Here is a 25920-nt window from a genome sequence, read left to right as displayed (position 1 = left end):
AAGTAAAATAGCAAAGAAGCATACTGCTTAAATGCTTCCATTTTGGTGGCAGATTTTTAAACGGAGAAATTCCAGCTAAGGCAGCTGGAGGAGAGCTAAAACGCTGATATAAGCGGAGAAATTCCGCTTAACTCCTCAATATTAAATAATATTCAACGGCTATTGTTCAATAAGCGGAAAAACTCCGGCTATTATTGATGAAATAGTCGTATTTTCCAATTTAAACGGAATTTTTCCGCTTATTTTCAAACGCAAGTGAAACGGCTTTCCTTATTCAACACAAAAACGGCTCGAAGCATAATGGCTACGAGCTTTTTTACGTGTTCATTTCACTGCTAATTCAAATTGTGCACTTTAAAACCGAATCCGTTAGGTGAAATTTGCCTTTTTAATTTTGCCAAAGCATATACACTGTATAAAACAGGATCTAGCTATTGATTGGAGTGCAAGACGAAGACTCCTACGGGAAAAGCGGAATAGGTAAGACCCCGCAGGAGCGACAGCGACGAGGAGCCTTGCCTTCCGCCCGAGGAAAGCGAAGTCTTGCACGGAAATCAAAAGCGGTGTAACAAGTGATCCCCACTTATTTTTTGATTGTTCGCCTTTAGAGGAAATAGATTTAGATATATTTCAACCTCTTGTAAATACAAGGAAATCGGTCAATTCCAAACAGGCCTTTTAGTTTACATTGAATAATGTATAGTCTACTGCTATAATTCAAAATAGTGTATATGTGTGGAAATAACAGGAGTTGAACGAATAATGAACCGTGAAGAGAAATTAGAGAGACAATCGAGAATTAGAAACTTTTCCATTATAGCTCATATCGACCATGGGAAATCTACCCTTGCCGATCGTATATTAGAAAAGACGAAAGCATTGACGGCACGTGAAATGAAGGCCCAATTGCTGGATTCCATGGACCTTGAGAGAGAGCGTGGAATCACTATCAAATTAAACTCTGTGCAATTAAAGTATCAGGCAAAGGATGGGGAAGAATATATTTTCCATCTGATTGATACACCGGGGCACGTAGACTTTACATACGAAGTATCCCGTAGTTTAGCGGCTTGTGAGGGAGCTGTCCTTGTAGTGGACGCCGCTCAGGGGATTGAAGCCCAGACGCTTGCAAACGTGTATCTTGCCTTGGATAATAACTTGGAAATCCTGCCCGTCATCAACAAAATCGACCTTCCGGCAGCCGATCCCGAGAGAGTTCGTCAGGAAGTGGAAGACGTCATTGGTCTGGATGCATCCGAAGCGGTCCTTGCATCAGCCAAAGCCGGAATCGGGATTGAAGAGATCCTCGAGCAGGTTGTGGAAAAGGTGCCTGCTCCAGAAGGGGATCCAGATGCACCATTGAAAGCCCTTATCTTTGACTCTTTATATGACGCCTACCGGGGAGTCGTTGCCTACATCCGTGTGATGGATGGAAGCGTCAAGGTAGGGGATAAGGTCCGCATGATGGCGACAGGGAAAGAGTTTGAAGTGACTGAGATCGGTGTTTTCACTCCGAAAGCCACGGGTCAGAAGGAATTGACGGTTGGGGATGTTGGATATTTGACTGCAGCAATCAAGAACGTCGGGGACACCCGTGTAGGGGATACGATCACACTTGCCGATCAACCTGCACAGGAAGCATTGCCTGGTTATCGACGAATGAACCCGATGGTTTACTGCGGTCTATATCCGATTGATTCAAATCGTTATAACGATTTGAGAGAAGCGCTTGAAAAGCTTGAATTAAATGACTCTGCCCTTCAATTCGAGCCTGAAACTTCACAGGCATTAGGGTTTGGATTCCGTTGTGGATTCCTCGGTCTTCTTCATATGGAGATCATTCAGGAACGGATCGAACGGGAATTCAAGATCGACCTGATCACGACTGCGCCTAGCGTAATCTATCATGTGAAATTGACGGACGGTGAAGAAGTGAAGGTGGATAACCCATCCATGATGCCGGATCCACAAAAGGTCGATCATGTTGAAGAACCTTATGTTAAAGCAACGATCATGGTTCCGAACGATTATGTAGGTGCCGTCATGGAGCTTTGTCAAGGAAAGCGCGGAAACTTCATCGATATGCAGTATATGGATGATACCCGGGTGAACATCGTCTATGAAATCCCGCTAGCTGAAATTGTATATGACTTCTTCGACCAGTTGAAATCGAATACGAAAGGGTATGCTTCATTTGATTATGAGCTCATCGGATACAAGGAATCCAAGCTTGTGAAAATGGATATCCTGCTGAACGCTGAAAATGTCGATGCCCTGAGCTTTATCGTTCACCGTGACTTTGCTTATGAACGCGGGAAGCTGATTGTTGAGAAATTGAAGGAATTAATCCCGAGACAACAATTCGAAGTACCCGTACAGGCAGCGATCGGACAGAAGATTGTAGCAAGATCGACCATTAAAGCCATCCGTAAGAACGTACTGGCAAAATGTTACGGTGGGGATATCTCCCGTAAACGTAAGCTTCTTGATAAACAAAAAGAAGGTAAAAAACGTATGAAGTCCGTTGGGAATGTTGAAGTTCCGCAGGAAGCCTTCATGGCCGTCCTGAAAATGGATGATACGGATAAAAAATAATCGTCATGCAGATAAAGGGGGAAAGTGGCTTGTTTTCAAGCACAGCTTACCCCCTTTTCTCTATGAATGCCCCCAAAGGAGGGATAATCTTGGTTAAATCAGCTTATATTCATATTCCTTTTTGTGAACATATCTGCCACTATTGTGATTTTAATAAAGTTTTCCTGGAAGGCCAGCCCGTAAATGAATACTTAATCAGCCTGGGTCAGGAAATGAAACATAGAGTCTCAGCTTCTGAGAAACTGGACACCATCTTTGTCGGAGGTGGTACGCCGACGTCATTGGATGCTGGTCAGCTCGATACGCTGTGTGAATCCATCACGACCCATTTGCCCTTTGAAAAGGGTGAATTCACCTTCGAAGCAAACCCTGGTGATCTAACACAAGATAAACTTCGTGTGCTAAAGGATCACGGTGTAAACCGGTTGAGTTTCGGGGTTCAATCCTTCAATGATGAACTGTTGAAAGGAATCGGTCGTACCCATAAAAGCGAGGATGTCTATACTTCAGTAGAAAACGCTCAAAAAGTAGGGTTCTCAAACATCAGCATCGATTTGATCTATAGTCTTCCAAGGCAAACGGAAGAAGATTTTCAGGATACACTGACAAAAGCCCTTGACCTGGATCTTCCTCATTACTCAGCCTACTCGCTCATCGTAGAGCCGAAAACGGTTTTCTATAATTTGATGAGAAAAGGTAAGTTGTCACTGCCGTCACAGGATCAGGAAGCAGCCATGTACGAGATCCTGATTGAAACGATGGAGAAGTATGGGATCAATCAATATGAAATCAGTAACTTTGCCAAACCGGGATTTGAAAGCAAACACAATCTCGTTTACTGGGACAATAATGAATATTTTGGTTTAGGAGCAGGTGCACACGGTTATATAAACGGAGTACGTTATTCCAACTATGGACCGCTCAAAAAATACATGGACCCGATTTCAGAAGGTTCTCTTCCGACCATCCAGGAGCATGGAGTCACCAAAGCCGAAATGATGGAAGAAGAAATGTTCCTCGGGTTGCGTAAAGTCGAAGGCGTAAGTAAAACCATATTCCAACAAAAATTCGGATCCAGCATAGAATCCGTCTTTGGCCCATCCATCGGAGAAATGGAAAAACGAGGACTGCTCTCAGTAAATGAAGAGAGAATAGCACTTACAAAACAAGGGCGCTTTTTAGGGAATGAGGTTTTTCAATCATTCCTCGGTGTAATTTAATTGCTTCAATCTAATATATTGACATCCCTTTACTGATTTGATAATTTATTAATTAGATTTAGCACTCATCTTAGTAGAGTGCTAACAGGGGTGATGAACGTTGTTAACAGATCGACAACTTCTAATTCTTCAAGTGATCATTGATGATTTTATTCTTTCTGCCCAGCCTGTCGGTTCGAGGAGCTTATCTAAAAAAGATGAGATCTCATTCAGTTCGGCTACGATCCGAAATGAAATGGCAGATCTTGAGGATTTGGGCTTTATCGAAAAAACCCACACATCCTCAGGTCGCGTACCGTCAGAAAAAGGCTATCGATACTATGTGGATCACTTGCTTTCTCCACAGAAATTAAAGAAGAATGATGTGCATGCACTACGCTCCATCTTTACCGAGCGCATGTATGAATTGGAGAAAGTGGTTCAGAAATCGGCGAAGATCCTTTCAGAGCTGACCAATTATACAACCATTGTATTAGGGCCTGATTTAAAGGAAAACAAGTTGAAAAAAATTCAACTGATTCCCCTTAACAAAGATACGGCCATTGCCATCATTGTCACGGATAACGGACATGTTGAAAATAAGCTGTTCCATATCCCGCCCACAATGGATGCCTCCGAGCTTGAAAAGCTTGTACACATATTAAATGACCGCTTGACGGGTGCTCCGATCAGTGAGCTGAACGATAAAATCTTTAAGGAAGTCGCTCTTTTACTCAAAGAGCATATACAGAATTATGATTTTATCCTCCACTCCCTAACGGATTCCTTTAATCCAACGGTCACGGATAAGCTGTTCTTCGGAGGTAAGACCAATATCCTGAATCAGCCTGAATTCAACGATGTACAAAAGGTCCGCATGCTTCTTGAAATGATTGAACAGGAAGAGAGCATCTATAACCTGATCCGCCCATCTGCCACAGGTGTGAACATTAAGATCGGGAAAGAAAACGATCATCTTGCTATGGAGAATTGCAGTCTCATAACCGCTACTTATTCAATTGGCAAAGAACAATTAGGTTCCATTGCGATCATCGGGCCTACCCGGATGGAGTATTCCCGTGTCGTCAGTTTACTTAATTTCTTCTCAAACGATATGTCCAAGGTTCTGACGAAGCTGTATCAAAGCGGGGATTAGTGGACATATTGTATAAAGGAAAATAAGGCCCCGAAAGTGCGTCTCTACAGACGTTTCGGAGCCTTCATATGAGCGCTTTAAAGGATCACATTTTTAAGGAGGTGAATGTTATGTCTGAAGAAACGAAACAAGAGCAGCAGCAAGCGAAAGAGGAAAAAGGCGAAGCGGTGGAAGAAGTATTCGCTGAAGAACCTCAAGCGGATGAAGTGCTTGAAGAGCAGCAAGAATCAGATGAGCTTTCACAATTAGAGGAAAAGCTGAATGAGTCTGAAAATCGTTATCTTCGTTTAAGAGCGGATTTCGATAATTTCCGCCGTCGCATTAACGTGGAAAACGAATCGAAGGAAAAATATCGTGCTCAAGGACTGATTACGGAACTATTACCGGCACTGGATAATTTCGAACGTGCTTTGAATATAGAAGCTGATAATGAGCAAACGAAACAACTGCTTCAAGGAATGGAAATGGTTCACAGAAGTCTTGTAGAAGCCCTTAAGAAAGAGGGAGTGGAACCGATTGAAGCGGTAGGTCAGGAGTTTGACCCTCATATGCATCAAGCTGTGATGCAGGTGGAAGATGAAAACTACGATAGTAATATCGTTGTCGAGGAATTCCAAAAGGGATACAAACTGAAAGACAGAGTAATTCGTCCTTCTATGGTGAAGGTCAGTCAATAAACAAGACATTACATATATAAAACAGGGAGGATTCTTACTATGAGTAAAATTATCGGTATTGACTTAGGTACAACAAACTCATGTGTATCAGTACTAGAAGGCGGAGAGCCGAAGGTCATTGCAAACGCAGAAGGAAACCGCACAACTCCTTCAGTCGTAGCGTTCAAAAATGGTGAAAAGCAAGTTGGGGAAGTAGCAAAGCGCCAAGCAATCACAAACCCTAACACAATCATCTCAGTGAAACGTCACATGGGAACGGACCATAAAGTAGAAGCAGAAGGAAAAGAATATACGCCACAGGAAATCTCAGCTATGATCCTTCAACACTTGAAATCATATGCAGAGGATTATCTTGGGGAAACAGTTGAAAAAGCGGTTATCACAGTACCAGCTTATTTCAATGATGCAGAACGGCAAGCAACAAAAGACGCAGGTAAAATCGCAGGTCTTGAAGTTGAGCGTATCATTAATGAGCCGACTGCTGCAGCACTTGCTTACGGACTTGACAAAATGGATCAAGACCAGACGATCCTTGTATACGACCTTGGTGGCGGTACATTCGACGTATCCATCCTTGAACTTGGTGACGGAGTATTCGAAGTACGTTCGACTGCCGGTGACAACCGTCTTGGTGGAGACGACTTTGACCAAGTGATCATCGATTACCTTGTGGCTGAATTCAAGAAAGAGAACGGAATCGATCTTTCTAAAGATAAAATGGCTCTTCAACGTCTAAAAGACGCAGCTGAGAAAGCGAAAAAAGATCTTTCAGGAGTGACTTCAACTCAAATTTCACTTCCATTCATCACGGCTGGAGAAGCAGGACCTCTTCACTTGGAAGTGACTCTTTCAAGAGCGAAATTCGATGAAATCTCTTCTGACCTTGTAGAGCGTACAATGGGACCAACTCGTCAAGCAATGAAAGATGCTGGTCTTTCTGCAAGCGAAATCGATAAAATCATCCTTGTTGGTGGATCAACTCGTATCCCTGCCGTTCAGGAAGCGATTAGAAAAGAAACTGGTAAAGAGCCATCTAAAGGTGTTAACCCTGACGAAGTTGTAGCAATGGGTGCAGCGATCCAAGGTGGAGTTCTGACTGGAGATGTAAAAGACGTTGTATTACTAGACGTTACACCACTTTCACTTGGTATTGAAACAATGGGTGGCGTATCCACGAAGCTGATCGAGCGTAACACAACGATCCCGACGTCTAAATCTCAAACATTCTCAACTGCTGCAGATAACCAAACAGCTGTTGACATTCACGTATTACAAGGTGAACGCCCAATGGCTGCCGATAACAAAACGCTTGGACGTTTCCAATTAGCGGACATTCCACCGGCACCACGCGGCGTACCACAAATCGAAGTGAAATTCGATATCGATAAGAACGGTATTGTGAATGTTAGTGCGAAAGATCTTGGAACAGGTAAAGAACAAAACATCACAATCAAGTCTTCAACTGGCCTTTCAGATGATGAAGTAGAACGCATGGTGAAAGAAGCAGAAGAAAATGCCGAAGCAGATAAGAAACGTAAAGAGGAAGTTGAACTTCGCAACGAAGCCGACCAACTTGTTTTCCAAACGGAAAAAACGTTAAAAGATCTTGAAGGCAAAGTAGAAGAAGATGAAGTGAAAAAAGCGGAAGATGCGAAAGCTGAACTGAAAGAAGCGATCGAGAAAGATGATCTTGATCTTATCCGCGAAAAGAAAGACGCATTGCAGGAAATCGTTCAAAGCTTAACGATGAAGCTATATGAGCAGGCTCAAGCGGAAGCTCAGGCAGCTCAAGGCGCTGAAGGCGAAGCTTCGAAAGATGACGATGTGGTCGACGCTGAATATGAAGAAGTAAATGACGACAAGAAATAATCAGGTGTAAACGAACGAAAAAGTCAAAGTCAGGGCGGTTCTTGGCTTTGACTTTTTCTATGATTGAAGGAAACCTTCAATCAACAGACACAAACTAAAGTAAGGAATGTTGAGTTTTTATTGATAATAGTCGAAGCTCAATGTTAAAATAACCTTTATGCAAAGGATTCGGGAGTGGTGTTTTAATGAGTAAACGGGACTATTATGAGGTTCTTGGGGTAGGAAAAGACGCCTCAAAAGACGAAATGAAGAAAGCATACCGCAAGCTCTCCAAAAAATATCATCCGGATATTAATAAAGAAGCGGATGCGGATGAAAAGTTCAAAGAAATATCGGAAGCGTATGAAGTGTTGAGTGATGATCAGAAGCGCGCTCAGTATGATCGTTTCGGACACACGGACCCTAACCAGGGATTCGGCGGCGGCGCAGACTTTGGCGGCGGCGGTTTCGGCGGTTTCGAGGATATTTTCAATACATTCTTCGGTGGAGGCGGCGGAGGCCGCAGAAGAGATCCAAATGCTCCCCGTCAAGGAGCGGATCTTCAATACACGATGTCTCTGACATTTGAAGAAGCGGTATTCGGGAAAGAAACCGAAATTGAAATTCCGAGAGAAGAAGAGTGTGATACATGCCATGGTTCGGGAGCGAAGCCCGGGACAAAGGTCAATACATGTTCTCACTGTAATGGATCCGGTCAATTGAATGTCGAGCAGAATACACCATTCGGCCGCATTGTGAACAGAAGGGTTTGTCACTACTGTAACGGTACAGGTAAGCAAATCAAGGAAAAATGTTCAACGTGTGGCGGTGCGGGTAAAGTACAGAAACGTCGTAAGATAGCGGTCAAAATTCCTGCTGGTATCGATGATGGTCAGCAACTCCGGGTGACAGGTCAAGGGGAACCGGGTATCAATGGCGGCCCTGCAGGTGACCTGTATGTGGTTTTCCACGTCCGTTCACATGATTTCTTCGAACGTAACGGAGATGACATTTACTGCGAAATGCCTGTAACGTTCGCACAGGCAGCATTGGGTGATGAAATTGAGGTACCGACCCTACACGGTAAAGTAAAGCTGAAAGTCCCTGCAGGAACTCAGACGAGTACGAGATTCCGTTTGAAAGGCAAGGGGGTTCCGAATGTCCGTGGTTACGGCACTGGGGATCAGCATGTACAGGTGAAAGTGGTCACGCCTTCCAAATTGACGGATAAGCAGAAACAATTATTGAGAGAATTTGCAGACATCAGCGGTCAAATCCCTGATGAACAGCATGAAAGCTTCTTTGATAAAGTAAAAAAGGCCTTTAAAGGCGAATAACTAAAGAGCGGAGTTGGTAGATCAATGAAATGGTCAGAAATCAGTATTCTTACAACGAATGAAGCGATTGAGCCGATTTCAAACATTCTTCACGAATCAGGGGCAAGCGGTGTGGTCATTGAAGACCCTGCCGAATTAGTTAAGGAAAGAGAAGATATGTTCGGGGAGATCTACCAACTCAACCCTGATGACTACCCAACTGACGGCGTCATGGTCAAAGCCTATCTGCCCGTCAATAGTTTCCTTGGTGAAACCGTTGACGAGATCAAACAGGGCATCACGAATCTCGTTACGTATGATATCGACATTGGTGAAAACAAAGTGGAGATCTCTGAAGTAAATGAGGAAGAGTGGGCGACGGCTTGGAAAAAATATTACCACCCGGTGAAGATTTCCGATAAATTTACGATTGTCCCAACCTGGGAAGAATATACTCCGGTTCATAGTGATGAACTCATCATTGAACTGGATCCTGGCATGGCATTTGGAACGGGGACGCATCCCACTACCGTCATGTGTATCCAGGCACTTGAGCGGATCGTAAAAGAACATGATTCCGTCATTGATGTGGGTACGGGTTCAGGTGTGTTATCCATTGCATCGGCTCTATTGGCTGCAGACCAGGTACGTGCATATGACCTGGATGAAGTTGCGGTTCGTTCAGCAAGGCTGAATGTTAAGCTGAACAAAGTACAGGAAACGGTATCGGTGGATGCCAATAATCTATTGAACGGGGTGACCGGGCAGGCTGATGTAATCGTGGCGAACATCCTGGCTGAAATCATCCTGCGCTTTACAGAAGATGCATATGAGCTTGTGAAGCCGGGTGGATACTTTATCACTTCCGGAATCATCCAGCCTAAAAAGCAGGAAGTACGTGACTCTTTGGAGGCTGCCGGTTTCCAGATCGAAGAGATCATGGTAATGGAAGACTGGGTTGCGATCATCGCGGTCAAGCCTGAATAAAACAAAGTAAAAACGGTGGAGTTGAAACTGTATGCAACGATATTTTATAGAAGACTTATATCGAGAAAATGATCCGATTATGATTACGGGAGATGATTATCATCATATTGTCCGTGTCATGAGGATGAAGGAACAGGATGAAGTCTTCGTTGTCTTCAAGGATCAGGCATCAGCGATCACCCGTATTGAAACGATTACCAGTGACTCAGTGAAGCTATCAATAGTACAATGGGAAACATCGACGAAAGAATTACCAATTAAAGTAACCATTGCGAGCGGACTGCCGAAAGGGGATAAATTGGAGTTGATTTTCCAAAAGGGAACAGAGCTTGGAGCCACTCAATTTATCCCTTTTAATGCGGATCGCTCCATTGTGAAATGGGATGAAAAAAAAGCAAAGAAAAAGACAGAGCGATGGGAAAAGATCGTGAAGGAAGCGGCAGAACAGTCCCATAGACTTCTCGTCCCTGATGTCTCTGCACCCGTTTCAATGAAACAATTGATTCAAATAGGAAGTCAGTTCGATTATAAACTTGTCGCATATGAAGAAGAAGCACGCGCCGGTGAGAAAGGGAACTTGTCAAAGATGTTGTCCTCCATCGGTAACGGGCAAAGTGTACTGGTCGTATTCGGCCCTGAAGGTGGACTATCGGAGAAAGAAATAGAGCTGTTGAAAAGCGGGGGCTTTCTTACATGCGGCCTTGGCCCGAGGATCCTCCGAACGGAGACTGCTCCATTGTATGTTCTCTCAGCCATCAGCTATCAATTAGAACTTATGAGGTGATTGCAATGCCATCAGTAGCGTTTCACACTCTAGGGTGTAAAGTGAACCACTACGAAACTGAAGCCATCTGGCAACTATTTAAAGAAGAAGGATATGAACGTGTAGAATATGACTCGATCGCAGATGTGTATGTCATCAATACATGTACCGTAACCAACACAGGAGATAAGAAGAGCAGGCAGGTCATCCGCCGTGCCATCCGGAAAAATCCTGACGGAGTCATCTGTGTAACAGGGTGCTATGCCCAAACGTCCCCAGCAGAGATCATGGCCATCCCCGGAGTCGATGTCGTTGTCGGCACACAGGATCGCAGGAAAATGCTTACGTATATCGAGGAATACAAAAAAGAACGTCAACCGATCAATGGCGTCACAAACATCATGAAAAATCGGGTATACGAGGAATTGGATGTCCCGGCATTCACGGACCGTACCCGTGCGTCCCTTAAAATCCAGGAAGGCTGCAACAATTTCTGTACGTTCTGTATCATTCCATGGGCACGCGGATTAATGAGATCCCGCGATCCTGAAGAAGTCATTCACCAGGCTCAGCAGCTTGTTGATGCAGGATACAAAGAAATTGTCCTGACAGGAATCCATACAGGCGGATACGGAGAGGACATGAAAGACTACAATCTTGCTATGCTCCTTAAAGATCTTGAGCAAAGGGTGAAAGGTCTCAAGAGAATACGGATATCTTCCATTGAAGCGAGTCAATTGACGGATGAAGTCATAGAAGTGATCGATCAATCCGATATCGTGGTAAGGCATTTACACATCCCACTTCAATCGGGATCCAACACGGTCCTAAAAAGAATGCGCCGAAAATATACGATGGAATTCTTTGCCGAGCGTTTAGAGAAGCTTAAAAAAGCGCTGCCTGGTCTTGCCGTCACGTCCGACGTCATTGTTGGTTTTCCTGGTGAAACGGAAGAAGAATTCATGGAAACGTATCATTTCATCAAAGAGCATAAATTCTCTGAGCTTCACGTTTTCCCTTATTCAAAACGAACAGGCACGCCCGCAGCACGAATGGACGATCAGATTGATGAAGACATCAAGAACGAACGCGTCCACCGTTTAATTGAATTGTCGAACCAATTAGCGAAAGAATACGCTTCAGAGTTCGAAAACGAAGTGCTTGAAGTAATCCCTGAAGAAATCTATCAGGATGACCTCTATGTAGGATACACGGATAACTACTTGAAAGTGGTATTCCCTGCAACCGAAGAGATGGTTGGGAAGCTTGTGAAAGTGAAATTGACCAAAGCGGGTTATCCTCTAAATGAAGGCCAATTTGTACGCGTGCTTGAAGAATCAGAAGAAAAAACAGCCATTTAATGGATGAAGGCACCTGACGTTTCGCTCGGGTGCCTTGCATTTATTTTCGCACAATAATACTTTGTAACCACTTTCTTTTTTTGGGTTAGAATCGAATTATCTATTGATTAGTGAAGAAGAAGGTTGTAAACTGGTATTGTTAATGGAATATTTGAAAAGAGTCTTTTTTTTAAACAACAGTGCAAACGATTGCATTAAATGTAAGCGTTTGTATCTTACTATACTTTGATGAGGTGTTACGATGAAAATGGCATGGCGTAAAGAGGCAGTGGGATACCAAATCTATCCGAGAAGTTTCCAGGATTCAAACGGAGACGGAATCGGGGACTTACAGGGAGTCATCCAGCGTTTGGATTATATTAAAGAGTTAGGGATCGATGTGATTTGGATCTGTCCGATGTATAAATCCCCTAATGACGATAATGGGTATGATATTTCGGATTACCAGGATATCATGGAAGATTTCGGAACGATGGAAGACTTCGACCAGCTATTGAAAGAAGTTCATAATAGGGATATGAAGCTGATCATTGACCTTGTCCTGAATCATACTAGTGATGAGCATCCTTGGTTCATCGAGTCAAAGAGTTCCAAGGACAACCCAAAGCGTGATTGGTATATTTGGAGAGATGGCGTGAAAGGGAAAGAACCGAATAACTGGGAAAGCATCTTCGGGGGATCTGCCTGGCAGTATGATGAAGAAACGGACCAATACTTCCTGCATGTCTTCTCGACGAAGCAGCCGGATCTGAACTGGGAAAACGAAGAAGTGCGTGAGGCACTATATGATACGGTGAATTGGTGGCTGGATAAAGGAATCGACGGGTTCAGAATCGATGCCATCAGTCATATCAAAAAGCGTGCGGGTCTGCCGGATATGCCGAATCTGAAGAAGGAAAAATACGTTTCTTCCTTTGACATGCATATGAATCAAAAAGGGATCCATACGTTCCTTCAAGAATTCAAGGATCGTACGTATGCCAATTATGACGTGATGTCGGTTGGAGAAGCTAACGGTGTGAAAGCAGATGAAGCGGAACTATGGGTCGGTAAAGAAAACGGAAAGATGGATATGATCTTTCAATTCGAACATCTTGGATTATGGGATGCAGAAACCAATCCGGATCTCGACATCGTGGAATTGAAAAAGGTGCTTACGCGTTGGCAGAAAGGGCTGGAAGGAAACGGCTGGAATGCCCTCTTCATCGAAAATCATGATAAAGCCCGCGTTGTTTCGACTTGGGGCAATGATAAGGAATACTGGAAAGAAAGTGCCACAGCGATGGCAGCCATGTATTTCCTGATGCAGGGGACACCTTTCATCTATCAGGGCCAGGAAATCGGCATGACCAACGTTCAATTTCCTTCCATCGAAGACTATGATGATGTAGCCGTAAAAAATCTATACCGTCTTAAACGTGAAGAAGGAGTGCCTCATCAAGACATCATGGAAATCATCTGGGCTTCCTCCCGTGATAACAGCAGAACACCGATGCAATGGTCAGCAGGGGAAAACAGCGGATTCACAACTGGGACACCTTGGATGAAAGTCAATCCAAACTATAAGACGATCAACGTAGAGGCGCAGGATAAAGACGAAAACTCCATTCTGAACTTCTACAAGAAAATGATTCAACTTAAGAAAAGGGAAGACGTCTTCACGTATGGAATCTATGATCTGCTCCTTGAAAAAGACAAGCAAATCTATGCCTATACCCGCACTGGAGAAAACACATCCATGGTCGTCATCACAAATCTTTCCACAAAGAATGCTGTTTGTGACCTTGGTAAACGAAACGTATCATCAGAGAACCTTCTATTGAACAACTATGAAGTGGAGAACCATGGAGAATTGAGCAAATTAACCCTCAAACCATACGAGGCGAGAGTATACCGACTAAAATAATCGTGTTACACCGCTGTTGATTTCCGTGCAAGACTTCGCTTTCCTCGGGCGGAAGGCGAGCCTCCTCGTCGCTGACGCTCCTGCGGGGTCTCACCTATTCCGCTTTTCCCGTAGGAGTCTACGTCTTGCACTCCAATCAACAGCTAGATTCGTCTAAATACTCTTTATATGCTTTGACAAAAACAAAAAATCCGAACGAATTCGACTTTTAATTAAGAATCTCGAATGATCGTTCGGATTTTTCTTTGATAAAACGCTTTTGTTTCAGCCTCGTTTTCACTCTTATTTTCTCCATTATTGATAGCTACAGTCTCTAGATTATTTAACTTTTGGTGGCTATCTTACAAAAAGGAATATTAATGACTATAGTCTTTTTCAATACTTCTAGGATCAGTTGATTGGAACGGAAGATGCTCGACTCCTGCGGGAATTGCGTGAAAGTTGAGACCCCGCAGGGCATAGCCCGAGGAGGCTCAACTCGCGCCCGCGGAAAGCGAGCATCTGGAGTGGAAATCAACTACTGCTTGCTTATTGAGATGCAACCCTTTTGCAAGAATATGAAAAGGTTTTCTTTATTTTGGGAGATACTATAAAGTGCTCGTCTTTTTCTCTTAGTTTTGGTATGATAAGAGAGGTACGGACAACTGTTAAAGGAGAGATAATCAATGACTATGAACATTGCAAGTATGATTGATCATACTTTACTTAAACCTGAATCAACAAAAGATCAAGTAGAGGTACTTTGCCAGGAAGCGAAAGAATTCAAGTTTGCTTCTGTGTGTGTAAACCCTACTTGGGTACAATATTCAAGCGAATTATTAAGCGGTACAGAAGTAAAAGTATGTACGGTTATCGGGTTCCCGCTTGGAGCTTCTACACCTGAAACGAAAGCGTTCGAAACAAAAGACGCAATCGAAAAAGGGGCAACGGAAGTCGATATGGTCATCAATATCGGTGCACTGAAAAGCGGTGACCATGAGCTAGTCAAACGTGACATCGAAGCGGTTGTTGCAGCTTCTAAAGGAAAAGCACTTTCTAAAGTCATCATTGAAACATGTCTTCTGACAGAAGAAGAAAAAGTGAAAGCTTGTCAACTTGCTGTGGAAGCGGGAGCGGATTATGTGAAAACATCGACCGGCTTCTCGACTGGTGGAGCAACGGTTGAAGATATCGCTTTAATGAGAAAAACGGTTGGACCTGATATCGGTGTGAAGGCTTCAGGAGGCGTACGTTCCCTTGAAGATGCACAATCGATGATCGAAGCCGGGGCTACTCGTTTAGGCGCGAGTTCAGGTGTGAAAATCGTCCAAGGTTTAACAAGCGATTCTGACTATTAATGTGAAAAAAGCTGAGCGGATAACCGCTCAGCTTTTTTTTGGAAGGTGGACCTTTTCGATTAACCGGGCAAACGAATTGGCGAAGGGAAGAACAAGCAGGGAACATATAAGATTGAATAGGACACTGGCGTGGGCCAATTGCAAATCCGCAGAGTCGGCAAGCGTTCCTACAACCGACCCAAGTAAGGGGATGAAAGGGATGAATAGTGCCACACCCATCACATTGAGCCAGATATGGGCGTATGCCGTCAGCTTGGCTTGGGTGCCGCCGCCGATGCTTGCAATAAAGGCTGTGATACAGGTGCCGACATTGGCACCGAGCATGATGGCTATCCCTGCATGGAGATCAATCGAACCAGCAGCCAGAAAACCCATCGTCACGCCTGTCACAACGGTACTCGATTGTATGATGGCCGTCAGCACGCATCCAATCAGCAATGCAAGAACAAGATGTTCATTGACCTGAATCATATAAGAACGCAATGATTCGTGTGTCGTCAAAGGCGTTGCCAGCCATTGAATGGCCCGGATCGAGGTGAAGATCAATCCGAAGCCAATAAAGATCATACCGCTGCTTCTGATCTGTGGAGATTTGAAAAAATACAGTACACAGCCGATGATCATGGATGGAACGATGAGATAGTTCATGTCCAGGGTAAACATTTCAAGGGTGAAAGTGGTCCCGATATTCGATCCGAGCATGATGCCGATGGTTTGACGGAAGGGGATCAGACCAGAGGAAGCAAGTCCCACCGTGAGGACCATGACCGCCGAGCTGCTGTGAATAAAGGCGGTTACAACGGTACCTGTCATGACACCCTTCACAGGGGTGCTTGTAAGATAATGAAGCCATGTCTTGATCTTCTGATTTGCGATATTAAATAGCCCCGACCTGAGCCAGGCCATGCCGAATAAAAAACATAAGATAAAAAAAATAAAGGCGATTCCATGTAAGATCATTGAATTCCTCCTGTACACCAGTACGACTACTACAAATGTATGGGGGAAATGAATGAGACATGCCTATTTATGTGAGTGTTTTATGATAAATTGTTGACCTGACACATATCATATATTATAATGGCAAAGTACATGGATTTCTTTATAGTATATTAAAGAATCCATCCAAGAAAGACATACACTTTCTGTCCCCTTGTGACAATCAGGCAAGGGCAAAGCCATAACCAATTGGTGAAGTAAAGGACGTCAGATAATCCTGCGTCTTAAGAAATTGGTACAAACCATTTCTTGACTTGAACATGTAAGTGTAGTGTGTTCGGAGGGAGGGAAAGAGAGATGTCAAAAACAGTTGTTCGTAAAAACGAATCGCTTGAAGATGCTCTTCGTCGCTTCAAACGCTCAGTTTCTAAAACAGGAACTTTACAAGAGTTTAGAAAGCGCGAATTTTATGAAAAGCCAAGCGTAAAACGCAAAAAGAAATCAGAAGCTGCAAGAAAGCGTAAGTTCTAAGAGAGGGTGTAAGTATGAGTCTTCTCAATCGTTTAAATGATGATATGAAACAAGCGATGAAAAATAAAGAAAAAGAGAAGCTTTCCGTTATCCGCATGCTTAAGGCTTCACTTCAAAATGAAGCCATCAAACATGGGAAACAGGAACTCTCTGAAGACGAAGAGTTGACTGTCCTTTCTCGAGAAGTGAAGCAACGGAAAGACTCCCTCCAGGAATTTCAAAACGCGGGTCGTGAAGACCTCGTTGAAAAAATTCAAACAGAACTGACTTACGTCGAAATATATATGCCTAAGCAGCTTTCAGAAGAAGAAGTCTCTGCTATTGTCGAACAGACGGTAGCGGAGGTAGGTGCTACTTCAAAAGCCGATATGGGCAAAGTGATGGGAGCAATCATGCCTAAATTAAAAGGGAAAGCCGATGGGGCTCTCGTCAACAAACTTGTTCTTCAACATCTATCATAAGATTAAAGAAACCGGAAAGCTTTGATGCTTTCCGGTTTTTTTAAAACCGATTACAGATGGAACGGGGGACCTGCGCACTTTTATAACATATTTTTTCAAAAAGATGAAACTTTTTTAATGGGTCATCCGTACATAGAGTATCAAGGAATATTACCTGAAACGAGGGGGTTAAGTTGAGGAGAAGTATACTTGTATTATTGATGCTGATTCTTGGGTGCAGCTTTATTCAGCCGTTGATCAGTTCAGCCGCGGATTCGGATAGGGTATACGTGATTCCCATTCAAAAGGAAGTGGAAAGAGGACTTCATGCCTTTTTGGAAAGGGCGATTAAAGATGCGGAAGACCATAATGCGGAACTGATCATTTTCGATATTGATACACCTGGGGGATTGGTTGATGCCGCGGGCGATATCGGGCAGCTCCTGGATGGGATCGATGCTAAAACGATTGCGTTTGTAAATGACCATGCCCTGTCTGCGGGAGCATTCATTTCCCTTCATGCAGATGAAATCTATATGGTACCTAATGGACAGATGGGTGCTGCAGCGGTCATTGATCAGGAGGGGAATGCGGCGGATAAAAAAGCCCAGAGCTACTGGCTTTCTGCCATGAAAAGTGCCGCTGAGTCTAATGGAAGAGATCCTCAATATGCTCTCGCCATGGCAGATGATTCTCTCGTCATAGAAGAGCTGGGGATTGAAAAAGGTGAACTATTGACACTGGGATCAAAGGAAGCAAAGGAAATCGGGTATTCAGAGGGGACAGTGAAGAACCTCGACGAATTGTATGAAACCCTTGGAGTGGATAAATCTTCTGTGAAACGTGTCGATGAAACGTTCGCGGAAAAACTCGCCCGCTTCATCACAAATCCAGTCGTTGTCCCGATTCTATTATCCCTGGCAAGCATCGGGTTGATTGTGGAGCTGTACTCACCCGGTTTTGGAATTGCCGGTTCTATCGGCTTGATTTCCCTTGTATTATTCTTTTATGGACACTTGGTTGCAGGACTTGCGGGATACGAAACCATTCTTCTTTTCATCATTGGTATCATCCTTATAGTCGCGGAGTTTTTCCTCCCCGGTGGAATTGCTGGGATACTCGGTATAGGGGCGATCCTTGCAAGTATTATGTTGGCAGGGGGCGATATGGTGCAAATGGGAATCTCTCTTTTGATCGCTTTATTCATTGCCGTTGCAACAGTGATTATCTTTGTAAAGGTGTTTGGTAAAAAGATGAAATTCTTTAACAAAATCATTTTAAACGATTCCACCAGCACAGAAAGCGGATACGTATCCAATGCCAATCGATTGGATTTGATTGGGAAAATCGGCGTGACCAAAACACCTTTAAGGCCATCCGGAACCGTCATCGTGGAGGAAGAAAGAATCGACGCAGTGACAGAAGGCGGCTTTATCAAAGCAGGTGAAAAGGTTAAAATTGTGAAGGTGGAAGGGTCAAGGATTGTAGTAAGAGACATTTCATAATACTTTAGGAGGTAACAAACTATGGTTATAGGACCAAGTACGATTCTACTGCTCGTTGCGATTGTGGTGGGCATTATCGTTTTAGCTGTATTATTTACATTTGTACCAGTCATGCTGTGGATTTCAGCAATCGCGGCAGGAGTCAGGATCAGTATTTTTACACTAGTGGGGATGAGATTAAGACGTGTTATCCCGAGTCGTGTGATCAATCCATTAATTAAAGCCCATAAAGCAGGAATCACGGTAACGATCAATCAGCTGGAGAGTCACTATTTAGCAGGCGGTAACGTAGACAGAGTGGTCAATGCACTGATTGCGGCTCATCGTGCAAATATTGAATTGACCTTTGAGCGTGCTGCGGCGATTGACCTTGCTGGTCGTGACGTACTTGAAGCGGTTCAAATGAGTGTTAACCCTAAAGTGATCGAAACACCGTTCATCGCGGGTGTGGCCATGGATGGAATTGAAGTGAAGGCGAAAGCGCGTATTACGGTCCGTGCGAATATCGACCGCCTTGTCGGGGGTGCCGGGGAAGAAACGATCGTTGCCCGTGTAGGGGAAGGGATTGTATCTACTATAGGTTCATCCGACAACCACAAGAAGGTATTGGAAAATCCGGATCTGATTTCTCAAACGGTCCTTTCAAAAGGCCTGGACGCAGGTACGGCATTTGAAATTCTCTCGATTGATATTGCGGACGTTGATATCGGCAAGAATATCGGAGCAGAACTGCAAACAGAACAAGCGGAAGCTGATAAGAACATTGCTCAAGCGAAAGCGGAAGAAAGAAGAGCGATGGCCGTTGCCAATGAGCAGGAAATGAAAGCAAGGGTAGAAGAAATGAGGGCGAAAGTTGTGGAAGCGGAAGCAGAAGTGCCTCTTGCCATGGCTGAAGCACTCAGGTCAGGTAACATCGGTGTGATGGACTATATGAACATAAAGAATATTGATGCCGATACAGAAATGAGAGACTCGATCGGAAAGCTGACAGGGGATAAAAAAGATCCGAAGAGTGATAAGTAAGCTCCCTTTGTTCAGAAAGGAGGTATCTCCATGGAATCATTGATCTTATTTATTTTGATCGGGATCATCACATCCATATTCAATAAAATGAAACAGCCTCCATCCAATAAACCCGTGAGGCAGAAGCCGATTCAAACGGCCTCTCCCGCTTCTCCAGAGCCTGTTGGAAGAGGCAGGGAAAGAGTTGAGCGGGAACGAACCGGGCGGAGGGAACCAAGGTCATACAAAGAGCCTGTAAAAGAGGCCGTTTCCTCCATCCAAACCCGTTTGGAAGATAAGAAGAGGGAGACGGAATCTGCTTATTCCAGTCTTCAGAAACAAGAAGAACGATATTCCAGGAAGCTTGAAGCCCACCAAAACCGGGCGAAGAGGATTCGGGAGAATTCAGGTCCCATTCTCGATTTCAAAAATGAAGATGATATCGTAAAAGGATTTATTTTTTCAGAGGTGTTCGGCCCTCCGAAATCAAAAAAACGGCATCATCAAAAATAAAAGTGATGAAACCCCTTTTCATTTCATAAATATGAGATGAAAGGGGGTTCTTTTTTTATGGCGAAAAGCATTTTACAACAGATGCGAAAATGGATGACACAGAAAATGGATTTACCCGAAGATGTCATGATGGACCTTCCTCGCGTCACAATGATTGGACAAATTCATATCTATATAGAAAATCACCGGGGGCTGTTGACCTTCACAGATCGGGAGGTGCGGCTTCTGCTTAAACAGGGTCAACTTCTCATAAAAGGGGAGCAATTTGTCATCAAGATGATCCTTCCGGAAGAAATTCTCCTTCAGGGGAAAATCGTTGAAGTGATCTATTTAGAACAATAGGAGGGACGGATTTGAAGAATCAATGGTTCACCTTTCTGAGGGGAAAGGTATTCGTGAAAATGGAAGGCAGATTAGTTGAGCGGGTCATCAATCAATTGCTCCGTGCCGGTATCACCATCTGGAATGTGAAGAGGGCGGGAACGGAAACCATCACCTTTTACTTATCCTTAGAAGATGTACATAACTTCCGAAGAGCGGTACGGGCATCCGAGTGTAAAGTGACATTTCTAAGAGGGCAGGGGGTTCCCTTTCTATTCAGGAGATCACTGAAAAATTCAGGCTTCATGATTGGTGGACTGGCATTCTTCGTCATCGTATTCCTTCTTTCCAATATGGTGTGGGGCATCGAGATCAAAGGTGCGTCCCCTCAAACCGAGCACAGTATACGAAAGGAACTGGAGGAGATGGGTGTTTCCAAGGGGAAGATGCAGTTCCACATCCCCGATGTTGAAACCATCCAACGTGAGTTATCCTACAGGATGAATAATATCACGTGGGTAGGGGTGGAGTTACAGGGGACAACCTTTCACTTTCAAGTCGTGGAAAAGAATGCCCCTATGCCCCCTGAAACAACCGGTCTGCAGCATATTGTCGCCAAAAAGAAAGCCATCATCACCGACATGTTTGTAGAAGAAGGGGATCCCCAGGTGAACGTCAATGACTACGTCAATAAGGGACAGCTCCTTGTATCGGGTCTGATCGGGAATGAAAAAGAGCCGAAGGGAGTCTCGGCCAAAGCGAAGATATTGGGGGAAACATGGTATAAGACTTCGGTTGAACTCCCGTTGAAGTCACGATTTATCGTGTTCAGCGGAAATGAGAAAAGAAAACATTATCTCGGCTTCGGTTCACTTAATATCCAGGTTTGGGGCTTCGGGAAAACGGAATTCAAGCACGTCGTTGTGGAAGAAACGAAAAAGCCGCTGCGTTTTTTGAAATGGGAGCTCCCGGTGTATTATATTGATCGCAGCATGAAAGAAAAAGAGGACGTGGAGAGGACCTATACGAAATCCGAGGCGATCAAGGCTGCGAAGAAGCTTGCCAAAAGTAACCTGGAATCCTCCCTCCCGGAAGATGCAGAAATAAGAGGGGAAAAAATTTTGCAAGAAAAGGTGGAGAATGGTAAAGTTAGGGTAACCATTCACTTCAAAGTAATAGAAAATATTGCAGAAGGACAACCACTTATTCAAGGAGACTAACGAATGTCAGATGAAATCTTAATGAAATTACAACTTGAAAACCCCAATGAAGCCATCGCTTTGTTCGGTGTTTCAGATTCTCACCTTAAATTAATAGAACAGGAATTACACGTTTCGATCGTAACAAGAGGCGAAGAGTTGCTGGTTTCAGGTAAAGAAGAAGATGTAAGTCTCGCCGTTGATATTTCTGATCGACTGGTGGCCGTGATCCGTAAAGGGATCAATATCGGCCAGCGTGATGTCCATTATGCCATCGAAATGGGCAGACAAGGGACGCTTGAATATTTTACAGAGTTGTACAATGAAGAGATTACAAAGAACGCCAAAGGTAAATCGATCCGGGTGAAGACCTTGGGACAGCGCCAATACATCCAGTCCATCAAGAAGCATGACATGGTGTTCGGGATCGGACCGGCCGGAACAGGGAAGACCTATTTAGCCGTTGTCATGGCTGTACATGCCTTAAAGAACGGGCAGGTCAAGAAGATCATCCTGACGAGGCCTGCTGTGGAAGCAGGTGAAAGCCTTGGGTTCCTTCCAGGTGACTTGAAGGAGAAGGTGGATCCTTATCTCCGCCCCCTATATGATGCCCTGCATGATGTATTGGGAGCAGAGCATACCGCCCGCCTGATCGAGAGAGGTACCATCGAGATTGCTCCCCTGGCATATATGAGGGGCCGTACCCTTGATGATGCGTTTGTCATTCTTGATGAGGCCCAGAATACGACGAAGGCCCAAATGAAAATGTTCCTGACAAGGCTCGGCTTTGATTCCAAGATGATCATCACGGGAGACCGTTCCCAGGTGGATCTGCCCAGGGGCAGCGAGTCAGGATTGATTTCTTCTGAACGGATTTTAAAAGATGTTAAAGGAGTGTCGTTCATTTATCTCGATCAAGCCGATGTAGTCCGTCATCCGTTGGTCGCGAAAATCATCGATGCCTATGAAACAATCGAAAAATAGACAAAGAGAGATTGATCCAGTTGATCCATGCCGTCATCATAAGATCCGGTGTGGCCATGGATCAATCTTTTTTTGTTGTGCTATACATAGATAAATAAGTCAAAAACTGTTATCATTTTACATAATTGCTAATTGCTTTACCTATGGCCATCAGAAATTGTTTATACATAACAGGGGGTTCTTTATGCAAACTCACCCATTTCTACTTAAAATAAGGAGCTTTCTCAGCTACCGATTATTTACCAATCTCTTATTTGTACTGCTCGGCATCATTGTATTCGGTGTCCTATATGGAAATGTGACACCGAAAACGCTGGATATTCATTTATATGAAGATGCCCCCACCACGATAAGGGCACCTAAGAAATTCGTCGATGAGGAGGCCACCGCGAAGAAGAAGGAAGAAGCAAAGGCCGAAGTCGCAAGTGTGTATACTCCGAAAGAAGGGGCGATCGATAACTCTACTTCATTGATCCACTCTCTGTTGGAAAGTGTAAATGAAGTGAAGGAGGAGTCGAAACAGCAGGCGGGGGACGAGGAAAATCTAAAACCGTCTACAAGTACGGATACAACTGAACAGCTGAAGCTCCTGAAAGCCAAATTGCCGAAGGATAAAAATAATAATGTCACCAACAGTCTGAGTGATGACGTGTTAAAGACGCTCCTCCAGGCGTCAGAAGATGACTTGTCCCGCATAGAGACCATCGTTACCACCCAAATGAAAATCATCATGGAAAACGGCGTCAAAGAAGAAGAATTAAATGAAGCGAAATTGAATCTGGAACAACGGATCACCAACTATTCATTTAAAGATGATTTAACCACTGCTGCCATCAAGCTCGGGAAAGTCGCCATTGAGCCGACGCTTTACTACGATGCTGAAAAAACAGATGAGTTAAAGAAGCTTGCCGAAGCAAACGTGGAAAAGGTTGAAATCATTGAAGGAGGCGTCATCGTAGAAGATGGGGATCTGATCACACCTAAAATATACAGCATCCTGAAGACTCTGGGGATGGTGGAGGATACATTCTCCTTCAAACCGTATGTCGGACTGGCACTCTTCGTCCTTGTGGTGATAAGTTCACTATATTATTTCTTCTACACACTTGAAGTGACCGAGGAAAGAAAGCAGAATTATCTGATCCTGACAAGCATCGTATTTGTCATATCCCTCTTGATCATGAAGATCGTAGGACTGATCGAACAGCTGGAAATCAATGATATTGCCTTCATATTCCCGGCGGCGTTCACGGGTATGATATTGAGGATCTTACTGAACGAACGGATCGCCATGATGATGGTGTTCATCCTTTCTGCCTGCTCGAGTATCGTGTTTCACCAGCAGTTCTCCGGATCCATCGATATCGAAATTGCGATTTATACGTTATTCAGCGGTGTATCAGGGATTCTTTTCCTTGTGAGTCGAAATCAGCGTTCGAATATTTTAAGGGCGGGGATCTATGTAGCACTTGTCAATATCCTGATCCTTGGATTTTTAATCCTATTGAGCGGTACTTCCTATTCTAATAGTGAATACGTGTATTATTTAGTGTTTGCCCTGTTATCGGGGATCATGTCTTCCATCCTGACGATCGGTTTCCTCCCGTTTTTCGAAGCGGGATTCGGGATTCTTTCCTCCATGAGACTGGTCGAGCTCTCTAGCCCTACACAGCCGTTATTGAAGAAGCTGTTGACCGATGCGCCCGGCACCTATCATCACAGTGTCATGGTGGCGAACCTTGCGGAAGCAGCGTGTGAAGCCATCGGGGCCAACGGGTTACTCGCCAGGGTCGGATGCTACTATCATGATGTAGGAAAGTCCAAACGACCGCATTTCTTCATTGAAAATCAGCTGAATATGGGGAATCCCCATGACAGGGTCTCGCCTGAAACAAGCAGGGATGTTATTATTAGTCATGCTTCAGATGGAGCCCAGATGCTCCGAAAACATAAATTGCCAAAGGAAATCATCGACATCGCCGAGCAGCATCACGGAACAACATTGTTGAAATTTTTCTATTATAAGGCAAAAGAACAAGGGAAAGATGTTAAGGAAGAAGAATATCGCTATCCGGGTCCTAAACCCCAATCGAGGGAAGCGGCAGTGATCAGCATTGCGGATAGTGTAGAAGCGGCTGTCAGGTCGAAGAAATCACCCACCCAGGCAGAAATTCAAAAGCTTGTCCATTCGATTGTGCAAGACCGCCTACAGGACGGGCAGTTTAACGAATGTGATATTTCATTAAAGCAATTAGAGACGGTGAAGAGGTCTCTATGTGAAACATTGAATGGAATCTTCCATCCGAGGATCGAGTACCCCGAACTTCAAGCAAAAGGAGAATAGGCATGACTTTATTAATTGACTTTATTGATGAAACAGAAACAGTATCCGATGAACAGACACAGCTGGTTCAGAATATCCTGAACTTTGCTGCTGAACAAGAGGGGATCGAAGATGAAAGCGAAGTGTCCGTGACCTTCGTGTCCAACGACCGTATCCGTGAGATCAACCGTGAATATCGGGATAAGGACCAGCCCACGGATGTGATTTCATTTGCTCTTGAAGAACTAGGGGAAGATGAGGTGGAAATCATAGGGGCGGGGATTCCGCGCGTTCTTGGGGATATCATCATTTCCATTGACCGGACAAAAGAACAGGCGGAAGAATACAACCATTCCGTCTCCCGTGAACTAGGTTTTCTTGCCCTTCATGGCTTCCTTCATTTATTAGGATACGATCATATGGAAGAAGAAGAGGAAAAGAAGATGTTCAAGAGACAAAAGGACATTTTAGATGAATATGGACTCAAAAGAGACTAAATTCGGCTTATTCCGATTCCTAAAATCCTTTGGATATGCAGCGGAAGGCATGAAATCTGTCTGGGCAACGGAACAGAATTTCAGAATTCATTCATTCGTAGGGATAGTCGTTTTCCTTCTTGCCTACCTGCTTTCTGTATCCGCCATGGAATGGGTCATACTGATCATCCTTGTCTTTTCCGTTCTTGCCCTTGAAACGATGAATACAGCCATTGAAAAGGCAGTCGACCTTACCACAGAAGGGTATCATCCCCTTGCGAAAGCTGCGAAGGATCTGGCTTCGGCTTCGGTCCTTCTCTTCGCAATCTGTACAGCAATCGTAGGAACCATCATCTTTCTTCCAAAGCTTTTGGAACTGATCCACTAAAACGGAAAAAAGACAGTGTAAGACCGCAAAATAAAGGCTGCAGAGAAGAAATTGTGCGATTTCTTCCCTGCAGCCTTTAATTCATTTGAAAACGTTCTTATACTTGTATAGAATAAGTGGAGCAAAGGACAAAATCGATAAATAGTTTGAATAA

The 25920-nt window shown here is 44.1% G+C and carries 23 protein-coding genes; 22 read left to right on the top strand and 1 reads right to left on the bottom strand.

The genetic code is table 11. The annotated features are described in order from the left end of the window. Positions 1-762: 762 nt before the first annotated feature. The 11 genes from lepA (at position 763) to deoC (ending at position 15145) form a co-directional block, all read left to right on the top strand. Positions 763-2595: a translation elongation factor 4 gene (gene lepA / locus M1J35_RS17755; protein ID WP_034757457.1), complete on the top strand. Its 1833-nt coding sequence runs from the start codon at positions 763-765 to the stop codon at positions 2593-2595. A 62-nt stretch (positions 2596-2657) separates the two neighbouring features. Further along, the gene (gene hemW, locus M1J35_RS17750; RefSeq protein WP_254653790.1) at positions 2658-3815 is read left to right on the top strand and encodes a radical SAM family heme chaperone HemW; all 1158 of its coding nucleotides are present in this window, start codon (positions 2658-2660) and stop codon (positions 3813-3815) included. Positions 3816-3915: 100 nt separating this feature from the next. Continuing rightward, positions 3916-4950 carry a heat-inducible transcriptional repressor HrcA gene (hrcA, locus tag M1J35_RS17745; protein WP_254651837.1) on the top strand — a complete coding sequence of 345 codons (1035 nt, stop codon included), beginning with the start codon at positions 3916-3918 and terminating at the stop codon, positions 4948-4950. 110 nt (positions 4951-5060) lie between these two features. Continuing rightward, positions 5061-5627, top strand: a complete 567-nt coding sequence (grpE, locus tag M1J35_RS17740) for a nucleotide exchange factor GrpE (RefSeq protein ID WP_254651836.1) — start codon at positions 5061-5063, stop codon at positions 5625-5627. A gap of 39 nt (positions 5628-5666) precedes the next feature. Then, positions 5667-7496: a molecular chaperone DnaK gene (dnaK, locus tag M1J35_RS17735; RefSeq protein ID WP_079531748.1), complete on the top strand. Its 1830-nt coding sequence runs from the start codon at positions 5667-5669 to the stop codon at positions 7494-7496. A gap of 185 nt (positions 7497-7681) precedes the next feature. After that, on the top strand, positions 7682-8812 hold the full coding sequence (gene dnaJ, locus M1J35_RS17730) for a molecular chaperone DnaJ (protein ID WP_034757470.1): 1131 nt from the start codon (positions 7682-7684) through the stop codon (positions 8810-8812). A gap of 24 nt (positions 8813-8836) precedes the next feature. Then, complete coding sequence (gene prmA, locus M1J35_RS17725; protein WP_034757473.1) at positions 8837-9778, top strand: 50S ribosomal protein L11 methyltransferase; 942 nt, start codon at positions 8837-8839, stop codon at positions 9776-9778. A 31-nt stretch (positions 9779-9809) separates the two neighbouring features. Continuing rightward, a complete protein-coding gene (locus M1J35_RS17720) occupies positions 9810-10562 on the top strand; it encodes a 16S rRNA (uracil(1498)-N(3))-methyltransferase (protein ID WP_254651835.1) in 753 nt (250 codons plus the stop codon). Positions 10563-10567: 5 nt separating this feature from the next. Next, positions 10568-11902, top strand: a complete 1335-nt coding sequence (gene mtaB / locus M1J35_RS17715; RefSeq protein WP_254651834.1) for a tRNA (N(6)-L-threonylcarbamoyladenosine(37)-C(2))-methylthiotransferase MtaB — start codon at positions 10568-10570, stop codon at positions 11900-11902. A 241-nt stretch (positions 11903-12143) separates the two neighbouring features. Next, complete coding sequence (locus M1J35_RS17710) at positions 12144-13808, top strand: glycoside hydrolase family 13 protein (protein WP_254651833.1); 1665 nt, start codon at positions 12144-12146, stop codon at positions 13806-13808. 665 nt (positions 13809-14473) lie between these two features. Next, the gene (gene deoC / locus M1J35_RS17705; RefSeq protein ID WP_254651832.1) at positions 14474-15145 is read left to right on the top strand and encodes a deoxyribose-phosphate aldolase; all 672 of its coding nucleotides are present in this window, start codon (positions 14474-14476) and stop codon (positions 15143-15145) included. Positions 15146-15172: 27 nt separating this feature from the next. Here the strand turns inward: deoC and M1J35_RS17700 are convergent, their stop codons facing one another. Further along, positions 15173-16105, bottom strand: a complete 933-nt coding sequence (locus M1J35_RS17700) for a Na/Pi symporter (RefSeq protein ID WP_229594143.1) — start codon at positions 16103-16105, stop codon at positions 15173-15175. A gap of 336 nt (positions 16106-16441) precedes the next feature. Between M1J35_RS17700 and rpsU the strand changes: the two genes are divergently transcribed. From rpsU to M1J35_RS17645, 11 genes are all read left to right on the top strand, one after another. Further along, the gene (gene rpsU, locus M1J35_RS17695; protein ID WP_032087602.1) at positions 16442-16615 is read left to right on the top strand and encodes a 30S ribosomal protein S21; all 174 of its coding nucleotides are present in this window, start codon (positions 16442-16444) and stop codon (positions 16613-16615) included. Positions 16616-16629: 14 nt separating this feature from the next. After that, on the top strand, positions 16630-17076 hold the full coding sequence (locus tag M1J35_RS17690; RefSeq protein WP_034757488.1) for a GatB/YqeY domain-containing protein: 447 nt from the start codon (positions 16630-16632) through the stop codon (positions 17074-17076). A 200-nt stretch (positions 17077-17276) separates the two neighbouring features. Continuing rightward, entirely contained in the window at positions 17277-18560 is a 1284-nt protein-coding gene (locus M1J35_RS17685; protein ID WP_034757491.1) for an NfeD family protein, read from the top strand. 27 nt (positions 18561-18587) lie between these two features. Then, a complete protein-coding gene (gene floA / locus M1J35_RS17680) occupies positions 18588-19583 on the top strand; it encodes a flotillin-like protein FloA (RefSeq protein WP_094075155.1) in 996 nt (331 codons plus the stop codon). 30 nt (positions 19584-19613) lie between these two features. Continuing rightward, positions 19614-20075 carry a hypothetical protein gene (locus M1J35_RS17675; protein WP_061811344.1) on the top strand — a complete coding sequence of 154 codons (462 nt, stop codon included), beginning with the start codon at positions 19614-19616 and terminating at the stop codon, positions 20073-20075. A gap of 57 nt (positions 20076-20132) precedes the next feature. Continuing rightward, complete coding sequence (gene yqfC / locus M1J35_RS17670) at positions 20133-20417, top strand: sporulation protein YqfC (protein ID WP_061811343.1); 285 nt, start codon at positions 20133-20135, stop codon at positions 20415-20417. 11 nt (positions 20418-20428) lie between these two features. Next, positions 20429-21616, top strand: a complete 1188-nt coding sequence (yqfD, locus tag M1J35_RS17665; protein WP_254651831.1) for a sporulation protein YqfD — start codon at positions 20429-20431, stop codon at positions 21614-21616. A 3-nt stretch (positions 21617-21619) separates the two neighbouring features. After that, a complete protein-coding gene (locus M1J35_RS17660; RefSeq protein WP_034757504.1) occupies positions 21620-22579 on the top strand; it encodes a PhoH family protein in 960 nt (319 codons plus the stop codon). Positions 22580-22763: 184 nt separating this feature from the next. Next, positions 22764-24923 carry an HD family phosphohydrolase gene (locus tag M1J35_RS17655; RefSeq protein ID WP_254651830.1) on the top strand — a complete coding sequence of 720 codons (2160 nt, stop codon included), beginning with the start codon at positions 22764-22766 and terminating at the stop codon, positions 24921-24923. A 2-nt stretch (positions 24924-24925) separates the two neighbouring features. Continuing rightward, positions 24926-25399, top strand: coding sequence for an rRNA maturation RNase YbeY (gene ybeY / locus M1J35_RS17650; protein WP_034757509.1), 474 nt, complete (start codon positions 24926-24928; stop codon positions 25397-25399). Beyond that, on the top strand, positions 25380-25766 hold the full coding sequence (locus M1J35_RS17645; protein ID WP_224519494.1) for a diacylglycerol kinase family protein: 387 nt from the start codon (positions 25380-25382) through the stop codon (positions 25764-25766). The genes ybeY and M1J35_RS17645 overlap by 20 nt, the downstream gene beginning before the upstream one ends. Positions 25767-25920 lie beyond the last annotated feature (154 nt).

The sequence above is a fragment of the Rossellomorea sp. KS-H15a genome, from assembly GCF_024195245.1.
Lineage (GTDB): Bacteria > Bacillota > Bacilli > Bacillales > Bacillaceae_B > Rossellomorea > Rossellomorea vietnamensis.
This window is presented reverse-complemented; position numbering and strand designations above follow the sequence as displayed.

Excerpts from the sequence above, each read along its gene's own strand:
- M1J35_RS17675 (WP_061811344.1), top strand. The coding sequence starts at position 19,614 with ATGGAATCATTGATCTTATTTATTTTGATCGGGATCATCACATCCATA.
- yqfC (WP_061811343.1), top strand. The coding sequence starts at position 20,133 with ATGGCGAAAAGCATTTTACAACAGATGCGAAAATGGATGACACAGAAA.
- grpE (WP_254651836.1), top strand. The coding sequence starts at position 5,061 with ATGTCTGAAGAAACGAAACAAGAGCAGCAGCAAGCGAAAGAGGAAAAA.
- M1J35_RS17690 (WP_034757488.1), top strand. The coding sequence starts at position 16,630 with ATGAGTCTTCTCAATCGTTTAAATGATGATATGAAACAAGCGATGAAA.
- M1J35_RS17720 (WP_254651835.1), top strand. The coding sequence starts at position 9,810 with ATGCAACGATATTTTATAGAAGACTTATATCGAGAAAATGATCCGATT.
- ybeY (WP_034757509.1), top strand. The coding sequence starts at position 24,926 with ATGACTTTATTAATTGACTTTATTGATGAAACAGAAACAGTATCCGAT.
- M1J35_RS17660 (WP_034757504.1), top strand. The coding sequence starts at position 21,620 with ATGTCAGATGAAATCTTAATGAAATTACAACTTGAAAACCCCAATGAA.
- M1J35_RS17655 (WP_254651830.1), top strand. The coding sequence starts at position 22,764 with ATGCAAACTCACCCATTTCTACTTAAAATAAGGAGCTTTCTCAGCTAC.
- M1J35_RS17645 (WP_224519494.1), top strand. The coding sequence starts at position 25,380 with ATGGACTCAAAAGAGACTAAATTCGGCTTATTCCGATTCCTAAAATCC.
- M1J35_RS17685 (WP_034757491.1), top strand. The coding sequence starts at position 17,277 with ATGCTGATTCTTGGGTGCAGCTTTATTCAGCCGTTGATCAGTTCAGCC.
- lepA (WP_034757457.1), top strand. The coding sequence starts at position 763 with ATGAACCGTGAAGAGAAATTAGAGAGACAATCGAGAATTAGAAACTTT.
- hemW (WP_254653790.1), top strand. The coding sequence starts at position 2,658 with ATGAATGCCCCCAAAGGAGGGATAATCTTGGTTAAATCAGCTTATATT.
- deoC (WP_254651832.1), top strand. The coding sequence starts at position 14,474 with ATGACTATGAACATTGCAAGTATGATTGATCATACTTTACTTAAACCT.
- M1J35_RS17700 (WP_229594143.1), bottom strand. The coding sequence starts at position 16,105 with ATGATCTTACATGGAATCGCCTTTATTTTTTTTATCTTATGTTTTTTA.
- dnaK (WP_079531748.1), top strand. The coding sequence starts at position 5,667 with ATGAGTAAAATTATCGGTATTGACTTAGGTACAACAAACTCATGTGTA.
- rpsU (WP_032087602.1), top strand. The coding sequence starts at position 16,442 with ATGTCAAAAACAGTTGTTCGTAAAAACGAATCGCTTGAAGATGCTCTT.
- M1J35_RS17710 (WP_254651833.1), top strand. The coding sequence starts at position 12,144 with ATGAAAATGGCATGGCGTAAAGAGGCAGTGGGATACCAAATCTATCCG.
- prmA (WP_034757473.1), top strand. The coding sequence starts at position 8,837 with ATGAAATGGTCAGAAATCAGTATTCTTACAACGAATGAAGCGATTGAG.
- dnaJ (WP_034757470.1), top strand. The coding sequence starts at position 7,682 with ATGAGTAAACGGGACTATTATGAGGTTCTTGGGGTAGGAAAAGACGCC.
- mtaB (WP_254651834.1), top strand. The coding sequence starts at position 10,568 with ATGCCATCAGTAGCGTTTCACACTCTAGGGTGTAAAGTGAACCACTAC.